Annotated in this window: 15 protein-coding genes; 8 read left to right on the top strand and 7 right to left on the bottom strand. The window is 72.7% G+C overall.

The genetic code is table 11. The features are described from left to right. Positions 1–23: 23 nt before the first annotated feature. Positions 24–1,436: an SLC13 family permease gene (locus tag ACZ4V1_RS02735; protein ID WP_468328374.1), complete on the bottom strand. Its 1,413-nt coding sequence runs from the start codon at positions 1,434–1,436 to the stop codon at positions 24–26. Between the two features lie 174 nt (positions 1,437–1,610). Here ACZ4V1_RS02735 and ACZ4V1_RS02740 point away from each other — a divergent pair, with 174 nt between their 5' ends. Then, positions 1,611–2,324 carry a FadR/GntR family transcriptional regulator gene (locus ACZ4V1_RS02740; RefSeq protein ID WP_468328376.1) on the top strand — a complete coding sequence of 238 codons (714 nt, stop codon included), beginning with the start codon at positions 1,611–1,613 and terminating at the stop codon, positions 2,322–2,324. 23 nt (positions 2,325–2,347) lie between these two features. Beyond that, a complete protein-coding gene (locus ACZ4V1_RS02745; protein ID WP_468328937.1) occupies positions 2,348–3,220 on the top strand; it encodes an ATP-grasp domain-containing protein in 873 nt (290 codons plus the stop codon). Between the two features lie 82 nt (positions 3,221–3,302). Here the strand turns inward: ACZ4V1_RS02745 and ACZ4V1_RS02750 are convergent, their stop codons facing one another. Continuing rightward, positions 3,303–3,896: a hypothetical protein gene (locus tag ACZ4V1_RS02750; protein WP_468328378.1), complete on the bottom strand. Its 594-nt coding sequence runs from the start codon at positions 3,894–3,896 to the stop codon at positions 3,303–3,305. A gap of 137 nt (positions 3,897–4,033) precedes the next feature. Here ACZ4V1_RS02750 and ACZ4V1_RS02755 point away from each other — a divergent pair, with 137 nt between their 5' ends. Together ACZ4V1_RS02755 and ACZ4V1_RS02760 are read left to right on the top strand one after the other, a co-directional pair. Then, the gene (locus tag ACZ4V1_RS02755; protein ID WP_468328380.1) at positions 4,034–4,807 is read left to right on the top strand and encodes an IclR family transcriptional regulator; all 774 of its coding nucleotides are present in this window, start codon (positions 4,034–4,036) and stop codon (positions 4,805–4,807) included. 11 nt (positions 4,808–4,818) lie between these two features. After that, a complete protein-coding gene (locus ACZ4V1_RS02760) occupies positions 4,819–5,778 on the top strand; it encodes an SMP-30/gluconolactonase/LRE family protein (RefSeq protein ID WP_468328382.1) in 960 nt (319 codons plus the stop codon). Between the two features lie 37 nt (positions 5,779–5,815). Here the strand turns inward: ACZ4V1_RS02760 and ACZ4V1_RS02765 are convergent, their stop codons facing one another. The 5 genes from ACZ4V1_RS02765 to ACZ4V1_RS02785 form a co-directional block, all read right to left on the bottom strand. Further along, positions 5,816–7,219 (bottom strand): FAD-dependent monooxygenase, encoded by a 1,404-nt coding sequence (locus ACZ4V1_RS02765; RefSeq protein ID WP_468328384.1) that lies wholly within the window; start codon positions 7,217–7,219, stop codon positions 5,816–5,818. Beyond that, entirely contained in the window at positions 7,209–8,411 is a 1,203-nt protein-coding gene (locus ACZ4V1_RS02770; RefSeq protein WP_468328386.1) for an MAB_1171c family putative transporter, read from the bottom strand. The genes ACZ4V1_RS02765 and ACZ4V1_RS02770 overlap by 11 nt, the downstream gene beginning before the upstream one ends. A gap of 31 nt (positions 8,412–8,442) precedes the next feature. Beyond that, entirely contained in the window at positions 8,443–9,639 is a 1,197-nt protein-coding gene (locus ACZ4V1_RS02775; protein ID WP_468328388.1) for an MAB_1171c family putative transporter, read from the bottom strand. Further along, positions 9,636–10,166 (bottom strand): toxin, encoded by a 531-nt coding sequence (locus ACZ4V1_RS02780; RefSeq protein WP_468328390.1) that lies wholly within the window; start codon positions 10,164–10,166, stop codon positions 9,636–9,638. Before ACZ4V1_RS02780 ends, ACZ4V1_RS02775 begins: the two co-directional genes overlap by 4 nt. A gap of 91 nt (positions 10,167–10,257) precedes the next feature. Continuing rightward, on the bottom strand, positions 10,258–11,493 hold the full coding sequence (locus ACZ4V1_RS02785) for an MAB_1171c family putative transporter (RefSeq protein ID WP_468328392.1): 1,236 nt from the start codon (positions 11,491–11,493) through the stop codon (positions 10,258–10,260). 253 nt (positions 11,494–11,746) lie between these two features. Here ACZ4V1_RS02785 and ACZ4V1_RS02790 point away from each other — a divergent pair, with 253 nt between their 5' ends. The 4 genes from ACZ4V1_RS02790 to ACZ4V1_RS02805 are packed head-to-tail and all read left to right on the top strand — an operon-like array spanning position 11,747 to position 15,871. Next, the gene (locus ACZ4V1_RS02790) at positions 11,747–13,105 is read left to right on the top strand and encodes an extracellular solute-binding protein (protein WP_468328394.1); all 1,359 of its coding nucleotides are present in this window, start codon (positions 11,747–11,749) and stop codon (positions 13,103–13,105) included. After that, positions 13,102–14,043: a carbohydrate ABC transporter permease gene (locus tag ACZ4V1_RS02795; RefSeq protein WP_468328396.1), complete on the top strand. Its 942-nt coding sequence runs from the start codon at positions 13,102–13,104 to the stop codon at positions 14,041–14,043. Before ACZ4V1_RS02790 ends, ACZ4V1_RS02795 begins: the two co-directional genes overlap by 4 nt. Further along, complete coding sequence (locus ACZ4V1_RS02800; protein ID WP_468328398.1) at positions 14,040–14,903, top strand: carbohydrate ABC transporter permease; 864 nt, start codon at positions 14,040–14,042, stop codon at positions 14,901–14,903. Before ACZ4V1_RS02795 ends, ACZ4V1_RS02800 begins: the two co-directional genes overlap by 4 nt. Continuing rightward, positions 14,900–15,871 (top strand): arabinan endo-1,5-alpha-L-arabinosidase, encoded by a 972-nt coding sequence (locus ACZ4V1_RS02805; protein WP_468328400.1) that lies wholly within the window; start codon positions 14,900–14,902, stop codon positions 15,869–15,871. The genes ACZ4V1_RS02800 and ACZ4V1_RS02805 overlap by 4 nt, the downstream gene beginning before the upstream one ends. The last annotated feature ends 29 nt before the right edge of the window (positions 15,872–15,900 follow it).

The raw sequence follows: 15,900 nt of genomic DNA on the forward strand, positions 1-15,900 counted from the left end.
GTTACCGATTCTTCGACGTGGGCCTACCCGAAGCCGGGCACGACCAGCACCAGCCACGCCAGCGCGGGCACGGCGGCCACCACGACTCCTCCGTAGATCATCAGCTGCCGGAAGAAACGCTCACGGTCGACGTCCGGCGCCGCGGCCAGCACCAGTGCGCCGTTGGTGGAGAACGGGCTGACGTCCACCACCGTCGCCGAGACCGCGAGCGCCGCCACCATGCCGACGGCCCCGATCTCCCCCTGTGCGAGGAACGGCACCGCCAGCGGGATCAGCGCGCCCATGATCCCCACGGAGGAGGCGAAGGCCGACACGATCGCGCCGATGTAGCAGAGCAGCACCGCGGCCAGCAGCGGGACGCCGATGCCGCCGACGCCCTCGCCGGCCCAGGTGATGGTGCCCATCTCCTCGAGCACGCCGACGTAGGTGAGGACACCGCAGATCAGCAGGACCGTGGACCAGGCGATCTCACCGACCGCGCGGCGGCTGTCGTCCGGCCAGGCGGTACTCAGCACCACGGCGAGGGTGACCGCGGTCAGACCCGCGTCCAGGTCGAAGCCGAGTACGGCGACGACGAGGGTGACCAGGGCGGTGAGGGTGGCGATCCGCGCGGGGGTCAGGCGCAGGCCGCCGGTGCCGGTGCCGGTGCCGTCGGCGGCCTGGCCGGGTCGGACGGCGACCGCGGCGGGGGCGGTGCCGCCGGACCCGGCTTCGGCCTCGGACCCGGCTGCGGGGACGGCCTTGGACCCGGCCCCGGTGCCGGTGCCGGGGGCGGTGGGCTCCGTGCCCTTGCCCGTCGCGCCGTCGTCCTCCGGTGCCACCGCGCCCCGCGCCCACAGCTTCCGCCCGCCGAACAGCGCGAACAGCACGCTCGCGATGACGAGGTTGGCGATCAGCGAGGCGAGGAAGAGGGTGACCTCGCTGCCCGGGAGTCCCTCGCGCTCGACGATGCCGTTGACGATCGAGCCGTAGATGCTGATCGGCGAGAAACCGCCGGCCTGCGCGCCGTGCACCACCATCGTGCCCATCAGCAGCGGGCTGATCGCGTACCGGGTGGCGAAGCTCAGCGCGACCGGCGCGACGATCGCGACGGCGGCCGGGCTGACCGCGCCGATCGCCGTGAGCGCGCCGGTGAGCGCGAACATCACCCACGGAATCAGCGCGACCCGCCCCCGCACCAGCCGGACGGCCGCGTGCACCAGCCAGTCGGTGGTGCCGTTGGCGCGGGCGATCGCGAACAGGTAGGTGACGCCGACGAGGACGACGAAGAGGTCGCCGGGGAAGCCGGCGAAGATGCCGTCCGCGTCGAGGTCCGCGACGAGCGTGCCCACCCCGAAGGCGGCGGCGAAGGCGAGCGCGCCCATGTTGACGGAACGGGTGGTGGCGATGACGAACACCACGACGAGGACGAGGATCGAGATGAGTTCGGGGGACATGCGGGGGCTCCCGAGGGCTGACCTGATTGGCAGAGTGGCTGAGCCACTTGAGCGGTGCGACTGGTCGGTCAGCGTGGGCCCGCTCCGGGCCGGCGTCAAGGGGTCGCGCACGAATTGGCTCAGCCACTGGACCACCGTCCGCCGGTGCTACGCTCCCCGCGAGAGGGGGATCTCGTGACCGACGCCCTGCGCCCCATGACCAAGCGGCGCCTGTACGAACAGGTGCTGGAGCGGCTGCGCCAGTACGTCACCGACGGCGGCCTGCGCGCCGGCGACCGGCTTCCGCCCGAACGGGACCTCGCCCAGCGGCTCGGGGTCAGCCGGGCCTCGGTGAAGCAGGCGATCGTGGTCCTGGAGGTCCAGGGCCTGGTGGAGGCGCGGCACGGCGGCGGGACCTACCTGGTCCGCGACAGCCTCGACGTCGAGCCGGTCGAGGAGATGGTCGAACGCCGGCGACGGCTCCCGGACGTCCTGGAGGCCCGCGAGGCGCTGGAGACGAAGCTCGCCGAACTGGCCGCCGAGCGCCGCACGGACGACGACCTGGCCGCGATGCGGTCCGCGCTGGCCGTGATGGCCGAGGAGATCGAGCGGGGCGGGCACGGGGCCGAGGGCGACCGGCTGTTCCACGCGGCGGTGACGGCGGCGGCGCACAGCAGCCTGCTCGCGGAGTTCATGCGCTCCATCGCCCACCAGATCGCCGAGAGCCGCACCGAGTCCCTGCGCCAGCCCGGCCGGCCCGGCCGCTCCCTGGCCCAGCACCAGGCCATCCTCGACGCCGTCGACGCCCGGCAGCCCCGGCAGGCCGCCACGGCGATGCGCCGCCACGTCCGCACGGTCGCCAAGGTCCGGTTGCTGGACTGGGACCCCGAAGAGGAGAGACAGTCATGACCGCCACGTCCGCCACGTCCACCGTGCCCCGGATAGCGCTCGTCACCTGCCGTCCCGGGCCCCACGTCAGCGAGGACCGCGATCTGCCGGTGCTCGTGCGGGCGCTGGAGGCGGCGGGGGCGCGGGCGTCCGCCGAGGCGTGGGACGACGACGCCGTCGACTGGGGGGCCTTCGACCTCGCCGTGATCCGTTCCACCTGGGACTACAGCTGGCGTGCCGGCGAGTTCACGGCGTGGGCCGAGAAGTGCGGCGAGCTCACGCGGCTCGCGAACCCGGCCGGTGTCGTGCGCTGGAACACCGACAAGCGTTACCTGGGCGACCTCGCGGCGGCCGGCGTGCCCACCGTCCCCACCCGGTACACAGCCCCCGGTGAGCAGCCGGACCTGCCCGGCGACCACGAGTACGTCGTCAAGCCCACCTCCGGCGCCGGGGCCCGCTTCGCCGCCCGCTACACCCCCGACGAGCACGCCACCGCCGTACGGCAGGTGGAGCGGATGCACGCCGAGGGCTTCACGGCGATGGTGCAGCCGTACGTGCGCGGCATCGACACCGCCGGCGAACGGGCGCTGCAGTTCTTCGGCGGGCGCCCGCTGCACGCCAGTCGCAAGGGCGCCGTCCTCACCCCGGGGACGCCGTACGACGAGCGGAAGGTGGCGCACCCCGGCCTGGAGCCCTGGACCCCGACCGCGGCCGAACTGGCCGTCGCCGAACGCGCCCTGGCCGCGGTACCGGGCGCCCCCGAGCTGCTGTACGCCCGCGTCGACCTGGTGGACGGGGATGACGGCCGGCCGCGGGTGATGGAGCTGGAGCTCGTCGAGCCGAACCTGTTCCTGTGGCTGCACGAGCGGTCGCTGCCGCGGGTGGTGGAGGCGGTGCTCGGCGCGGCCGGGGGGTGACGTCCGGATCAGGCCGGCTCCAGGCAACGGTGCCTCGCGGCCGGCCCGGCGCCGCGCCCCCGGCAAGATCCGTTCGACACCCCTAGCGGTCGCCGACCGCCGTCCGCTGGAGCAGTCCCCAGGTGAACTCCGCGACGACCTCGCGGTGTCGTCCCCGCGCGTCCGGGGCAGTGAAGGCGAGCCCCCACCGGGTCGGGGCCGAACCCTGGAGCGGGCGGGCGGGCGCGAAGGCGCGGGCCGCCTCGTCGACCGTGCAGGACCAGGGCGTGAGGTCGTCCACGGTGCGCAGCCGCGGTCCCTCGGCGCCGGGCGCGCGGACCAGCCACTCGTTCCACACGACGCCCTTGTCGGCCACGAGGACCTCGAAGCGCAGGTCCGGCCAGAGCGGGAGCGCCCACTGCCGGGCCTCGCACTCCAGGTCGCCGATCCGGCGGGGTGCGGCCGACTCGGGCTCACCCAGGACCGAGCGGTACCGGGAGGCCGCCGAGCGGGAGCGCGGGGAGCGGAGCATCGCCTGCCAGCGCCTGTTGGCCTCCCGCATCTCGGCGAGCGAGGCGCCCAGCTCGCGGCGGGCGTCCTCCACCGGTCCGGGGTTGTGGTCGGCCATGCGGCGCAGCAGGACGAGCTGGAAGTCGCGCGGGGTGAACGGGTCGGCGGGCTGCTTTCCGGTGGCCATGGAGACCATCGTGGCCCATGGGAGGTGCGATCGCGCAGGTGCAGCCCCATTGCCCCGGCAAACGCGATATGAGTAGCCTGTGTTCGCAATCCCGATCGCCTGTTGAAATCTCGAACAACTTAGGGAGGGGGCGGGACATGGGACGCCTCGTACCAGCCGTGACCCGGGCTCTCGACATACTGGAGCTCTTCCTCGACGGGGACGGCACGCTCTCCGCCCCCGACATCGTGCGCCGGCTCCAGCTGCCGCGCACCACCGTGCACGAGCTGGTCACCACGCTCGCCGCCCGCAAGTACATCGTCCCCGTGGCCGGGCAGCCCGGACGGTACCGCCTGGGCGTGCGTCCCTACCAGCTCGGCGCCCGCTACGCCGAGTACCTCGACCTCGCCGCCGAGGGCCAGCAGGTCGCCCGGACCGTCGCCGAGACCTGCGACGAGACCGTGCACGTGGCGATCCTGGAGGACACCGACGTCATCTACATCGCCAAGGTCGACTCCACGCACGCGGTGCGCATGGTGTCCGCGGCCGGCCGCCGGCTGCCCGCCCACTGCACCTCCGTCGGCAAGATGCTGCTGGCCTCCCTCCCCGAGCCGGAGGTCGCCGCCCGCTTCCCCGACGGCGCCGAGCTGACCGCGATGACTCCGAACAGCATCACCGACCCGGCCGCGCTGCGCGAGGCCCTGGACCGGATCCGGGAGCGCGGCATCGCGGTGGAGAGCCGCGAGTCCAACCCCGACGTCTCCTGCGTGGCCGCCCCGGTCCGCGACCGCACCGGCCGGGTCGTCGCCGCGCTGTCGATCTCCGTGCCCATGATCCGCTGGAGCGAGGAGCGCCTCGCCGAGCTGGAGCAGCTCGCCGTCAAGGGCGCCGCCGACCTCTCCGAGCGCCTCGGCCACCGGAGCGCGGAATGACGGAGCACCGTATGAACGAGCACAGTACGAACGAGCACCGTACGAACGAGCACCGTACGAACGAGCGCGGTACGACGAAGCGCGGTACGACGACGACCGGCGCGGCGCACGCGTCGACCGGCGCGGCGTACGAGGTGGCCGTGCGGGCGGAGGCGACGCTCGGCGAGGGGCCCACCTGGGACCCGGCGACGGACCGCCTCCTGTGGATCGACATCCTCGGTTCCCGCGTCCACACCTACGACCCGGCCACCGGCCGGCGCACGGTCCGCCGCACCGACCAGCACGTGGGCGCCGTCAAGCCCCGCGCGGGCGGTGGCCTCGTCCTCAACCTGCGGGACGGGATCGGTCTGCTCGACCCCGACGACACCTTCCGCTGGCTGCACCGGGAGGTCGTCCCCGGCCGCCGCGCCAACGACGCCGCCGTCGCCCCCGACGGCACACTGTGGGCCGGCACCATGCGCTACGACGAGGCACCCGGCGGCGGCACCCTGTCCCGGGTCGGCGGGGACGGCACGGTCACGCCGGTACTGGACGACGTGGCGGTGAGCAACGGCACCGGCTGGAGCCCCGACGGCCGGCTGATGTACTACGTCGACTCGCCGACCCGCCGTATCGACGTCTTCGACGTCCCCGGCGCGGACGGCCGGATCACGGGCCGCCGCACCCTGGCCGCCATCGAGGACGGCGCCGGTTTCCCCGACGGCCTCTGCGTCGACGCCGAGGGCTGTGTGTGGGTCGCCCTGTGGGACGGCGGCGCGGTACGCCGCTACACCCCGTCCGGTGACCTGGACCGGGTCATCCCCCTCCCCGTCCCCCGGGTCACGGCCTGCGCCTTCGGCGGCCCCGGCCTGACCGACCTGTACGTCACCACGGCCCGGGTGGGGCTGACGGCCCCGCACCCGCTGGCCGGCTCGGTACTGGTGGTGCCGGGCGCGGGGCGGGGGTTGGCCCAGCCGGCGTTCGCGGGATGAGCGCGGGGCGGACGCGCGGGTGCGTCCGCCCGTTCCCTCACACTCCCGTGCGGTCCAGCCGACGCAGCACCTCCCGTTCGGGCTGGGTCAGCGGCGGTCCGGTCAACGGGGCGAGCGGTGAGCCGGTGAGGGCGGCCAGGACCGCGCCGGGGTGGAACATGCGGGTCGGGGGTGTGCGCATGCTGGTGACGTCCCAGATCGCCGAGGCGGCGGCGTAGGAGCCGGTGGCCGCCCTCGTCATGCGCCGCGTGTACGCCGTCACGACGCGGTCGGCGGCGCCCGGCCGTCCGCCGCGCACCCCCGGATAGAGGACGTCCTGGCCGACGGCCATGGACCACGCCGGGTCCGCCGAGCGCGCCGCCCCCCGCAGCACCCGCCGGGCGAGACCGGGCGCGCCGGGACCGCCGGCCCGCTCCAGCTCCCGGCCGAGGATCCGCGCGCCGAACGCGGCCACCGACATGCCGTGTCCGTACGCCGGGTTGAAGGTGGCCAGCGCGTCTCCGAGGACGACGAGACCGTCGGGCCACCGGGCGGACTTCTCCAGGTACCGCCGCACATTGCTGGTCGACCGGCTCAGGTGCACGTCGGTGAGCGGCTGGGCGCCGGAGATCAGCCGCCCCACGATCGGGTCCGGCAGTTCGAGCGTGTACCGCAGGAAACCCTCCGGGTCCGCCGGCGGCTCACCGCCCCGCGTACCGCCGCAGCTGACCATCCACCGGTCGTCCTCGATCGGCAGGACCATCGCGCTGCGCCCCGGCCGGGACACGTACGGGTCGGACTGCACGATCGTCAGCGGGAACCGCTCCGCGCCCTCCGGGACCCGGTATACGCGCGTCGCGTTGACCAGTCCGGAGTCCACGGTGCGCTCCCGGACACCGGCAAGACCGAGCCCGCCGAGCCAGTTGACTATCCGGGTACCGCGCCCGCTCGCGTCGACGACGAAGTCCGCTTCGAGCTCGGTGTCCCCGCCGGCGGCCGCGACGCGCACCCCCCGCACCCGGTCGGCGGAACCCGTCAGCCCCACCACGGCCGCCTTGCGGACCTCCACCGGGCAGTGCTCCAGCACCGCCGCCCGCACCGTCCAGTCCAGCAGGGCCCGGCTGCACGTGAGCATGACCGGCCCCGCACGCCGCCACCGCCGCAGCCAGCCCTCGGGCGTGCGGGCCAGCATGCCCGAGCTGAGGGATATCTCGTGGGCGCCGGCGGCGAGCAGCCGTTTGCGCAGGCTCACGCCCGGCACGAGCTCCTCCATCGCGGTCAGCCCTCCGGCCATGAGCAGATGCGCGTGCCGCCCCTGCGGCAGCCCCCGGCGGTGCTCCGGCCCCTCGGGCAGCTCGTCGCGGTCCAGCACGATCACCTCGTCCACGCCCGCGCCGGACAGCACGGACGCGGCCAGCATCCCGGCCAGGCCGGCACCGATGACGACAGCTCTACGCGACATGGGGCTCCTCGGGTTCAGCCATTGATCCGGTCATGGAGGACGGCACCGCACCGCCGGACGCGGCGGGCGGGCGGTCGAGTGTCTGCGCCAGCTCCACCAGCCCGCTCGAGCCGGAGACTTCGGTGGCGTGCAGACGGTAGGTGCCGGCGGTCTCGGGCGGTTCCTCGCCGGCGGCGGCCCGGCGCGCGGCGTCGGCGAGCATGGCCGCCTCCGCCGCCAGCCGGGCCTCGTGGGGGGAGCGGCCCGCGTGCAGGGCGGTGTCCCGCACCCGCTCACGGACCCGGTGGTCGAAGTACGGCGCGAGGGCGAGCAGGGCGTCGTGGATGGACACCTCGCGCCACTGGAGCCGGGCCTGGGGGAGCTGCCACCACGAGGACGGGGGCTTGGGGGCGGTGGACACCGACCGCACCAGCGACCACAGCGGATCCAGCCGCCGGTAGTCGCCCAGCCCCCGCCAGTGGGCGACCACGGGCGGCAGCAGCCTGGGCAGTACGAACCCGGCCGAGCACAGCAGGGCGGCCAGCGAGGCCATCGGCGGGGCCACGGTGGTGGACAGGAAGTCGAGGTCGTGACCCGACCAGCGCGCGACCACCGCCGTGTACTTGGTCAGCTGGAACCCCACCACGTCCAGCAGCGCCCCCAGCAGGATCAGCCGCAGCCCGGCCCGCAGCAGCCCGCCCACCTCCCGGCCCCACTTGACGCAGACGGCGCACATCACCAGCATCGCCGCGCTGTGCCCGAGCAGGTACAGCAGGATCATCTCCCGCATGAACGGGGTGCCGGCGTAGTACGTGTCGAGGTCGGTCAGCCGCTCGGTGTCCGCGTCCGCGAGCGCGAACAGCACGACGATGGCGACCACCAGCAGACCGTAGGCGGCCATGCTGCGCAGCACCATGCGCCGCACCCGCTCGCGGGAGCCGCCCCGCCAGTTGATCAGCAGCACGAGCACGGCGCAGCTGTACGCCGAGAGCATGCCGTAGGTCAGCGGGGCTCCGAAGTTGGGGACGCCGGTCAGCTCGTTGACGGTGGCGAGGGTGGCCGGGGCGGCGCAGACGAAGACCAGGGCGCCGAGGACGATCGCCGCGCAGGTGGACAGGGTCAGCGGGTTTCGCATGGCCGTGCGCGGGCGGCGGAACAGCAGGACGGAGGTCATCCCGAACACGACGGCCGCCAGGTAGACGACGAGGCTCATACCGGCGCACTCCTCTCGCGCGGGGCCCGGTTCACGCGGTGCCCGCCGTGGTCGTACCCGCCGCGGCCGTACCGCTCGGCACGGCGGCCGGCGGCAGCGGCGCGGTGCCGGCCAGCGCGTCGGCGATCCGGCCGAGGGCGGCCGGGCCCGGCACCCGGCCGGGCAGCGGACCGCTGCCGCCGGACGGCGCGGCCTCCCCCTCCGGTTCCGTCTCGTGCGGAAGCGCGGCGACGATCACCGTCGCCCAGGCGGCGGCCTCGGCCCGCTCCGGATCGCCCGCCGCCGCCAGCGCGGCGGAGCGGGTCCGGTCGTACAGGTCCCGGTCGAAGTACGCGTCCAGGTGGCTCAGCGCGTTGTGGATGCTGGTCTGACGCCACATCAGCCGGGTGGTGGGGGAGGCGAACCGGGGCCGGGGCAGCCGCAGCGCCCGGCGGGTGAGCACCTCGTCCAGCGCCCGCTCCAGGGGCTCGAGCCGGGTGTACGTACGCCGGGCCCGCCGCCACTCGGCCACCCGGGGCGTCGCCAGCGGGACCAGCACCCCGACGACCATCAGCAGGGCACCCAGCCCGGCCGCGGCCGGGGAGAAGGCGGTGCCGAGCGCCGACCAGTCGCGTCCGGCCCAACTGGCCCCCACCGCGACCAGCTTGGCCACGCTGTATCCGGCGCCGCACAGCGAGCCGACGCCGAGCAGCGTCAGACCGGCCCGCAGCCCGCCCCGCACCCGGCGCGCCCAGCGCAGCGACGACACCGTGATGACGGTCACCGCGACGAGGTGCGCGACCAGGTACAGCACGATCATGTGGCCGATGAACGGGGTCGTCGCGTAGTAGGTGTCCAGGTCGGTGCGGCGCTCCACGGGCGCTTCACCGAGGGCGAAGGTCACCGCGATGCCGAGGACGACGGCGGAGTAGGCGAGTGTCCAGCGGCGGACCGTGCGCTGCACCCGGGGCCCGCCGCGCCAGTGGACGACGAGGACCTGGGAGGCGGCGCAGTACCCGGTGATCGCCGCGTAGGTGAGGGGCGCCGCGAGGTTGGGCACACCGCTGAGCCGGTTGACGGCGCCGACGGTGGGCGGCGCGCCGAGCAGGAAGCAGAGCCCGGCCAGGCCCAGCACCGCGCAGATGGCGCGCAGGTACGGATCGCGTCGGTGGCGCAGCAGATCGGGGGCCTTCACCACCAGGCCCAGCCACAGCGCCCCGCAGCTGACGTAGTTGATCAGGCCGTTCATCTCGTCGTCCCGCGGTAGTTGAGCGCGGCTCCGATGCGTCCGGCGAGGTCCTGGGGATCGTCGGGATCGCCGCCCTCCGCGGCGAACACCGAGTCGGTGGAGGCCTCCAGCCAGGTGCGCAGCCGACCGCCCATCAGCATGCCGAAGCGGTCCGCCTCCTGCTCCTCGGCCAGGGAGAAGTCGGTGCGCGCGGCGACCGGCCGGGACCGTTCACCGGCGGCGGCCGGGCCGGCGTCCGCCTGCCGGCGGCTCATGTGCCACACCTCGTGGCAGAGGATCACGATCTGGTGCCACACGGCGGCGCGCTCGTCCACCACCACGTCGTCGTGGCTCTCCCGCTCCAGCCACAGCCCGCTCGCGGTGTGCGGCGGGAACGCCGCACGGTGGACGACCACCTCGCGTCCCCGCCATGCGCTGACGGAGGCGACGAGCGCGTCGAACAGGACCTCCGGATCCGCCGGGACCGGGACCCGGATGGGGTCGATGAGGGCGTCAGCGAGACGACGCATCTCCTTCCTGGTACGCACCGCTGTCTCCCTGTTTTCCTGGGTGTCGCTCGGTCACCTGTGCAATATGCCAAGACGGATGCCGTCCGGGCCAGTTCCGCGTGCGGGAAGGTCACTCGGTGACCGCCACGGTGTCCTCGGGTGCCGCGGCGCGGGCGCGGACCTCCCGGATCGCGTCGGGGTGGCGCAGGGCGCGCGAGACGGCCCCGATCTCGCGGAGCAGGTCCGTGGTGTCGGGGTCGCGGCTGCCGTCGCCGCCGTCCGCGCGGGGCCCGGCGTCGACCGCGTCGAGGATCACCACCGCGCCGGCGAGCGCCTTCGCCCGCTCCGCGGTGAAGCCCAGGCCGAGGGCGGCGGCGTAGGACCGCTCGCCCAGCCGTTCGTCGGTGTGCCGGGCCAGCGGCAGCAGGACGTCGCGGATGAAGGTCTCGCGGCGGGTCAGGCGCAGTTCGGGGCTGGCGCGCAGGACGAACGGCACCCCGGAGCCGTTGACGGTCCGCATCAGCCGGTACAGCGGCCGCAGCCGGCGGTGGGCGAGGCGGATCCGCCGGCGCTCGTGCAGGTACTGCCCGGCGTGCGGCAGGATGAAGCCGACCGCGATCGACACCGCGGACAGACAGGCCAGGGCCGGGGCCACGTCCAGGCTCAGCCAGTCCAGGTCGTGGCCGGTCCAGCGGGCCGTGACGGCGGTCAGCTTGGCCGCGTCGAAGGCCAGGTTGAGCGCGTAGCCGATGCCCAGGAACCTCAGTCCCCAGCGCAGCCAGGCGTCGAACCCGCCGGTGCGGATCCAGTTCCAGATGAGCTTCGAGGTGATGAGCACGGCCGTGGTGTGCGCGACGAGGTAGAGCAGGATCTCCTCGCGCATGAACGGCGTGTTGGCGTAGTACGTGTCCAGGTCCCGGGTGCGCTCCACGGGCACGTCCGCGAGGGCGAACAGCACCCACAGGGCGACGATCACACTCCCGTACGCGCAGACGACCCAGCGGGTGGCCCGGCGGGTCGGGGCGGAGCGCTCGGACAGGCCGTCGCGCCAGGCGATGATCAGCACGAGGCAGGAGCCGCAGAACGCGGTGAGCAGGGAGTACACCCAGGGTGCCGAGATGTTGGGCACGCCGGTGACGCGGTTGACCCAGACGATGGTCGAGGGTGCTACGAACACGAACACCGCGCAGGCGAGCAGCAGCAGGCCGCCGACCGCGCGCAGCAACGGGTCCTTCCAGAGCCGGATGATCGTCGGCAGTTTGATCGCCAGGGCGGCGGCCAGCACGGCGGCCGGGATCCACCAGAAGGACGTGTAGAACTCGCTGAGGAACGAGGCCGGACCCATGGCCGCGTCCGCGGACTCCATCTTCCTCCTCCACCCCCGTTCGCACCCACCGCCGCGTTGACCGCCGTACTCAAGGCCGTTCGAGCCTACGCGGATGGAAGTGTCCGCGTCATGCGATGCGGGCGCGCGGAAAGTCCTGCCCCGAGATCTTGTCCGAACCATTGACGTGCAGGCATCCCCCACCTACGGTCCCGTTCGAAGTTACGAGCGCTATCCGATATATCGAACGTTCTGAGTTCGGTTTCGAGCAAACCATGAGCAGATAGGGCAGGGCATGGGACGACCTGGCCTGGATCGCAGGCACTTTCTGGCCGCGGCGGGCGGCCTGACGGTCGCGGGCAGCTTCGGCTTCGCGGCCCTGGGCACGGGCGCCGACGCGCTCGCCTCCGGAGCGGCCACCCGCGTCAGCTACTGGAACCTCTTCAGCGGCGGCGACGGCTACAACATGATCGCGATGCTGGACTCCTTCCGTAAGGAGAACCCGGGCATCGACGTGAAGGACTCCACCCTCCAGTGGGGCAGCCCCTTCTACACCAAGCTCGCCATGGCGGCCGCCGGCAACCGCGCGCCGGACCTCGGCGTCATGCACCTGGGCCGCGTCACCGGCTTCTCGCCCGGCCGCCTCCTGGACCCCTGGGACGTCGGCCTGCTCGCCAAGTACGGCGTCAGGGAGGCGGACTTCAACCCCGAGCTGTGGAAGCGCGCCGTCATCGACGGCAAGCTCTACGCCCTCCCGCTCGACATCCACGTCCAGCTCTGCTTCTACCGCAAGGACGTGCTGAAGAAGGCGGGCCTGCTCGGCGCCGACGGGCGGATGGTGTCCGTGACGTCGACCGAGGAGTGGTTCGACGTGCTCAAGGAGGCCAGGAAGGCCACCAAGAAGGGCCTTCAGACCATCGGCTTCTGGCACAACGACCAGAACTTCCAGTGGTGGGACTTCGTCGCCTTCTACACCCAGCTCGGCGGCACCTGGTTCAACGACGACAAGACCGAGGTCACCTTCGACACCGACAAGGCCGGCCAGGTCCTGGAGTTCCTGCGCCGGCACGTCGCCGACGGCTACGCCGACCCCGGCTTCGGAGGCGGCGCGGGCGCCGAGCAGTTCGTCAACGGCGCCCCCTTCGCCTGGGAGGGCAACTGGTCGGTGCCGGTCTTCTCCGGCGCGAAGGTCGACTACGGCGCGGCCCCGCTGCCGCCCGTCTTCGGCAAGCAGGCCACCCACGCCGAGTCGCACTCCTTCGTACTCCCGCACCAGGCCGGCCGCGGCGGCGCCACCAACGAGGCCGCGCACCGACTGGCCGCCTACGTCGTCAAGCACGCCCGGCAGTGGGCGGCCGGCGGACACATCCCCGCCTACACGCCGACCCTGTCCACGGCCGCGTACAAGGAGCTGAACCCGCAGAGCGAGTACGCCGGCGCGATGGACCACCAGGCCACCGAGCCCAAGGTGTGGTTCGCCGGCTCCACCGGCATCCTCGCCCAGCGCGTCGGCCCGATCGTCGTCTCCTCGACGATGGGCTCGTCGAAACCCGAGGCGGCCGCCCGCCGGATGAAGGGCGCGCTCACCGACCTGCTCGGCACGAAGAACCCCATGGACGGCAAGACCGCCGCGCAGGGAGGTGCGGTCGCATGACGACGACCAGCGCTGAAACGATCATCCGCCCGGCCCGGGCCAGGACCGCCGCGGAGAGCGCCACCGTCCGCCGCAGGCAGGGCTTCCAGCACGGCGGCTGGTTCGTCGCCCCGTTCCTCGCCCTGTTCGCGCTCTTCGTCGTCTGGCCCCTGCTGCGCGGCCTCTACCTGAGTTTCACGGACGCCAACATCTCCGGCGACGCCGCGAACTTCATCGGCCTGGACAACTACCGCGAGGCCCTCCAGGACCCGCTGATGTGGGACGCGCTCGGCCACAGCGCCTACTTCACGCTGCTGGTGGTGCCCTGCATCACGGTGCTCGCCTTCCTCCTCGCGATGCTCGCCCACCACATCGAGCGCGGCAAGTGGCTGTGGCGGCTGTGCTTCTTCATGCCGTTCCTGCTGCCGTCCACCGTCGCCGCCAACCTGTGGCAGTGGCTGTTCAACCCCGGCACCGGCATGGTGAACCACGTCCTCGGCCTCGAGACGCCGTGGCTGACCGACAAGTCGTACGCGCTGCTCGCGGTCGTCATCACCACCCTGTGGTGGACGGTCGGCTTCAGCTTCCTGCTCTACCTCGCCGCACTCCAGGGCATCCCCCCGCACCTGTACGAGGCCGCCAAGCTGGACGGCGCCAACGCCTGGCACCGCATGCTCCACATCACGCTGCCGATGCTGCGCAACATCACCGGTCTCGTCGTCGCCCTGCAGATCCTCGCCTCGCTCCAGGTCTTCGACCAGGCCGTCGTGATGCAGGACTTCGGGCCCGGCCCCGAGGAATCGACCCGCACCTTCGTGCAGTACACCCTCGAACAGGGCTTCACCAGCTACCGCGTGGGCTACGCCTCCGCGATCTCCATCATCTTCTTCGTGCTCATCGCGGCCGTCGCCCTCGCCCGGATGTGGCTGCTGCGCAACCGTGAGGAGGGCGGCCGATGACCACCGCCGCAGCACCGACGCGGACCCGGCCACGCAGGGCCTGGTCCCTCAGCCAGATCGTGCTCACGCTCCTGGGCGTCACCGTCTCCGCGGTCTTCCTCGCCCCGCTCGCCTGGGCCCTGTTCACCTCGCTCAAGTCGGAGACCGAGGCAGTCGAGGTACCGACGCACTGGCTGCCCGAGGACTGGACGGGCCAGGCGTGGACGGCCCTCTTCGAGACCGGCAACATCACCAACTGGTTCGTCAACTCCCTGGTCGTGTCGGTGTGCGTGACGGCGGTCGTGCTGCTGGTCGGCGCGCTGGCCGGGTACGGCTTCGCCCGCACCGAGTTCCGCGGCAAGGGGGTGCTGATGGGCGTGGTGATGGCGGGCCTGATGGTCTCCCCGGCCGTGCTCGGCGTCCCCCTGTTCACCACCGTCCAGCAGATGGGGATGGTCGACACCTACTGGGGCATGATCCTGCCGCAGTGCGCGCCCGCCGCGATGGTCTACATCCTCTACAAGTTCTTCCAGGGCATCCCGCGCGAACTGGAGGAGGCCGCCTTCATCGACGGCGCGGGCCGCTGGCGCGTCTTCTTCACGATCATCGTGCCGCTCTCCCGCCCCTCGCTCGCGGCGGTCGGCATCTTCACCTTCATCAGCTCGTGGAACAACTTCCTGTGGCCCTACATGGTCACCAACAACCCCGACCTGATGACCATGCCGAACGGCATCGCGACCGTCATGAACTCCTACGGCATCCAGTGGGCCCAGCTCATGGCCGGCGGCCTCATGGCCGGCCTGCCGCTCATCATCGTCTTCGTCTTCTTCCAGCGGCAGATCGTGGCGGGCGTCGCCCACACGGGATTGGCGGGACAGTGACCGCGCGCAGAACCCTCGCCGCCGCGGCGACGGCCGCCCTCATCGTCATGCTGCCCAACACGGCGCAGGCGTCGCAGAGTTACCCGGACCCGCGCCCCGTCACCGGGCAGCAGATCATCCACGATCCCACCGTCACGCGCCTGAAGGGCGGCGGCTACGTCGCCTACTCCACCGGCGGTGTCATCGGCGCCCGCCTCTCCGAGGACGGCAGGCACTGGGTGGACGCGGGCAACGCCTTCGCCGAGCCGCCGAGCTGGTGGTACGAGTACAACGACACCGGCGACCCGTGGGCGCCCGACCTCTCCTACCGCGCCGGCCGCTACTGGCTCTACTACGCCGTCTCCTCCTGGGGCACCAACCACTCCGCGATCGGCGTCGCCACCTCCCGCACCGGCCTGCCCGGCACCTGGACCGACCACGGCAAGGTCTTCTCCTCCGAGACGACCGACACCTGGAACGCCATCGACCCGGCGGTCGTCCAGGCCGACGGCCGCCTGTGGATGTCCTTCGGGTCGTACTGGAGCGGCATCCGCATGGTCGAACTGGACCGGCACACCGGCAAGGCCGCCCGGGACGCGAAGGTCCACCACCTCGCCACCCGCCCGGACGAGCCGTACGCCGTCGAAGGCCCGGCCATCGTCAAGCACGGCCGCCACTACTACCTGTTCGCGTCGTACGACGCGTGCTGCTCGGGCGTGGAGAGCACGTACAAGATCAAGGTCGGCAGAGCCACGGACATCAGGGGCCCCTACGTCGACAGCACCGGCACCCCGCTGCTGGAAGGCGGCGGCGACCTCCTCCTGGAGGGCCACGGCCGCCACATCGGCACGGGCGGCCAGTCCGTCTACCGCGACCGGGGCCGGGACTGGCTGGCATACCACTACTACGACGCCGAGGACGAAGGCACGCCCAAGCTCGGGCTGAACGCCTTGACCTGGACCAAGGACGGCTGGCCGAAGGTCTCCTAGGGCACGGCCGGCCACGACGAACCCGCGGA

It is taken from the genome of Streptomyces sp. NPDC028991, from assembly GCF_055564775.1.

What these genes read in the sequence shown, in the direction of transcription:
- ACZ4V1_RS02735 (WP_468328374.1), bottom strand. Translation starts at nt 1,436, where the DNA reads ATGTCCCCCGAACTCATCTCGATCCTCGTCCTCGTCGTGGTGTTCGTC.
- ACZ4V1_RS02750 (WP_468328378.1), bottom strand. Translation starts at nt 3,896, where the DNA reads ATGGCCACCGGAAAGCAGCCCGCCGACCCGTTCACCCCGCGCGACTTC.
- ACZ4V1_RS02755 (WP_468328380.1), top strand. Translation starts at nt 4,034, where the DNA reads ATGGGACGCCTCGTACCAGCCGTGACCCGGGCTCTCGACATACTGGAG.
- ACZ4V1_RS02760 (WP_468328382.1), top strand. Translation starts at nt 4,819, where the DNA reads ATGAACGAGCACAGTACGAACGAGCACCGTACGAACGAGCACCGTACG.
- ACZ4V1_RS02765 (WP_468328384.1), bottom strand. Translation starts at nt 7,219, where the DNA reads ATGTCGCGTAGAGCTGTCGTCATCGGTGCCGGCCTGGCCGGGATGCTG.
- ACZ4V1_RS02770 (WP_468328386.1), bottom strand. Translation starts at nt 8,411, where the DNA reads ATGAGCCTCGTCGTCTACCTGGCGGCCGTCGTGTTCGGGATGACCTCC.
- ACZ4V1_RS02775 (WP_468328388.1), bottom strand. Translation starts at nt 9,639, where the DNA reads ATGAACGGCCTGATCAACTACGTCAGCTGCGGGGCGCTGTGGCTGGGC.
- ACZ4V1_RS02785 (WP_468328392.1), bottom strand. Translation starts at nt 11,493, where the DNA reads ATGGAGTCCGCGGACGCGGCCATGGGTCCGGCCTCGTTCCTCAGCGAG.
- ACZ4V1_RS02790 (WP_468328394.1), top strand. Translation starts at nt 11,747, where the DNA reads ATGGGACGACCTGGCCTGGATCGCAGGCACTTTCTGGCCGCGGCGGGC.
- ACZ4V1_RS02795 (WP_468328396.1), top strand. Translation starts at nt 13,102, where the DNA reads ATGACGACGACCAGCGCTGAAACGATCATCCGCCCGGCCCGGGCCAGG.
- ACZ4V1_RS02800 (WP_468328398.1), top strand. Translation starts at nt 14,040, where the DNA reads ATGACCACCGCCGCAGCACCGACGCGGACCCGGCCACGCAGGGCCTGG.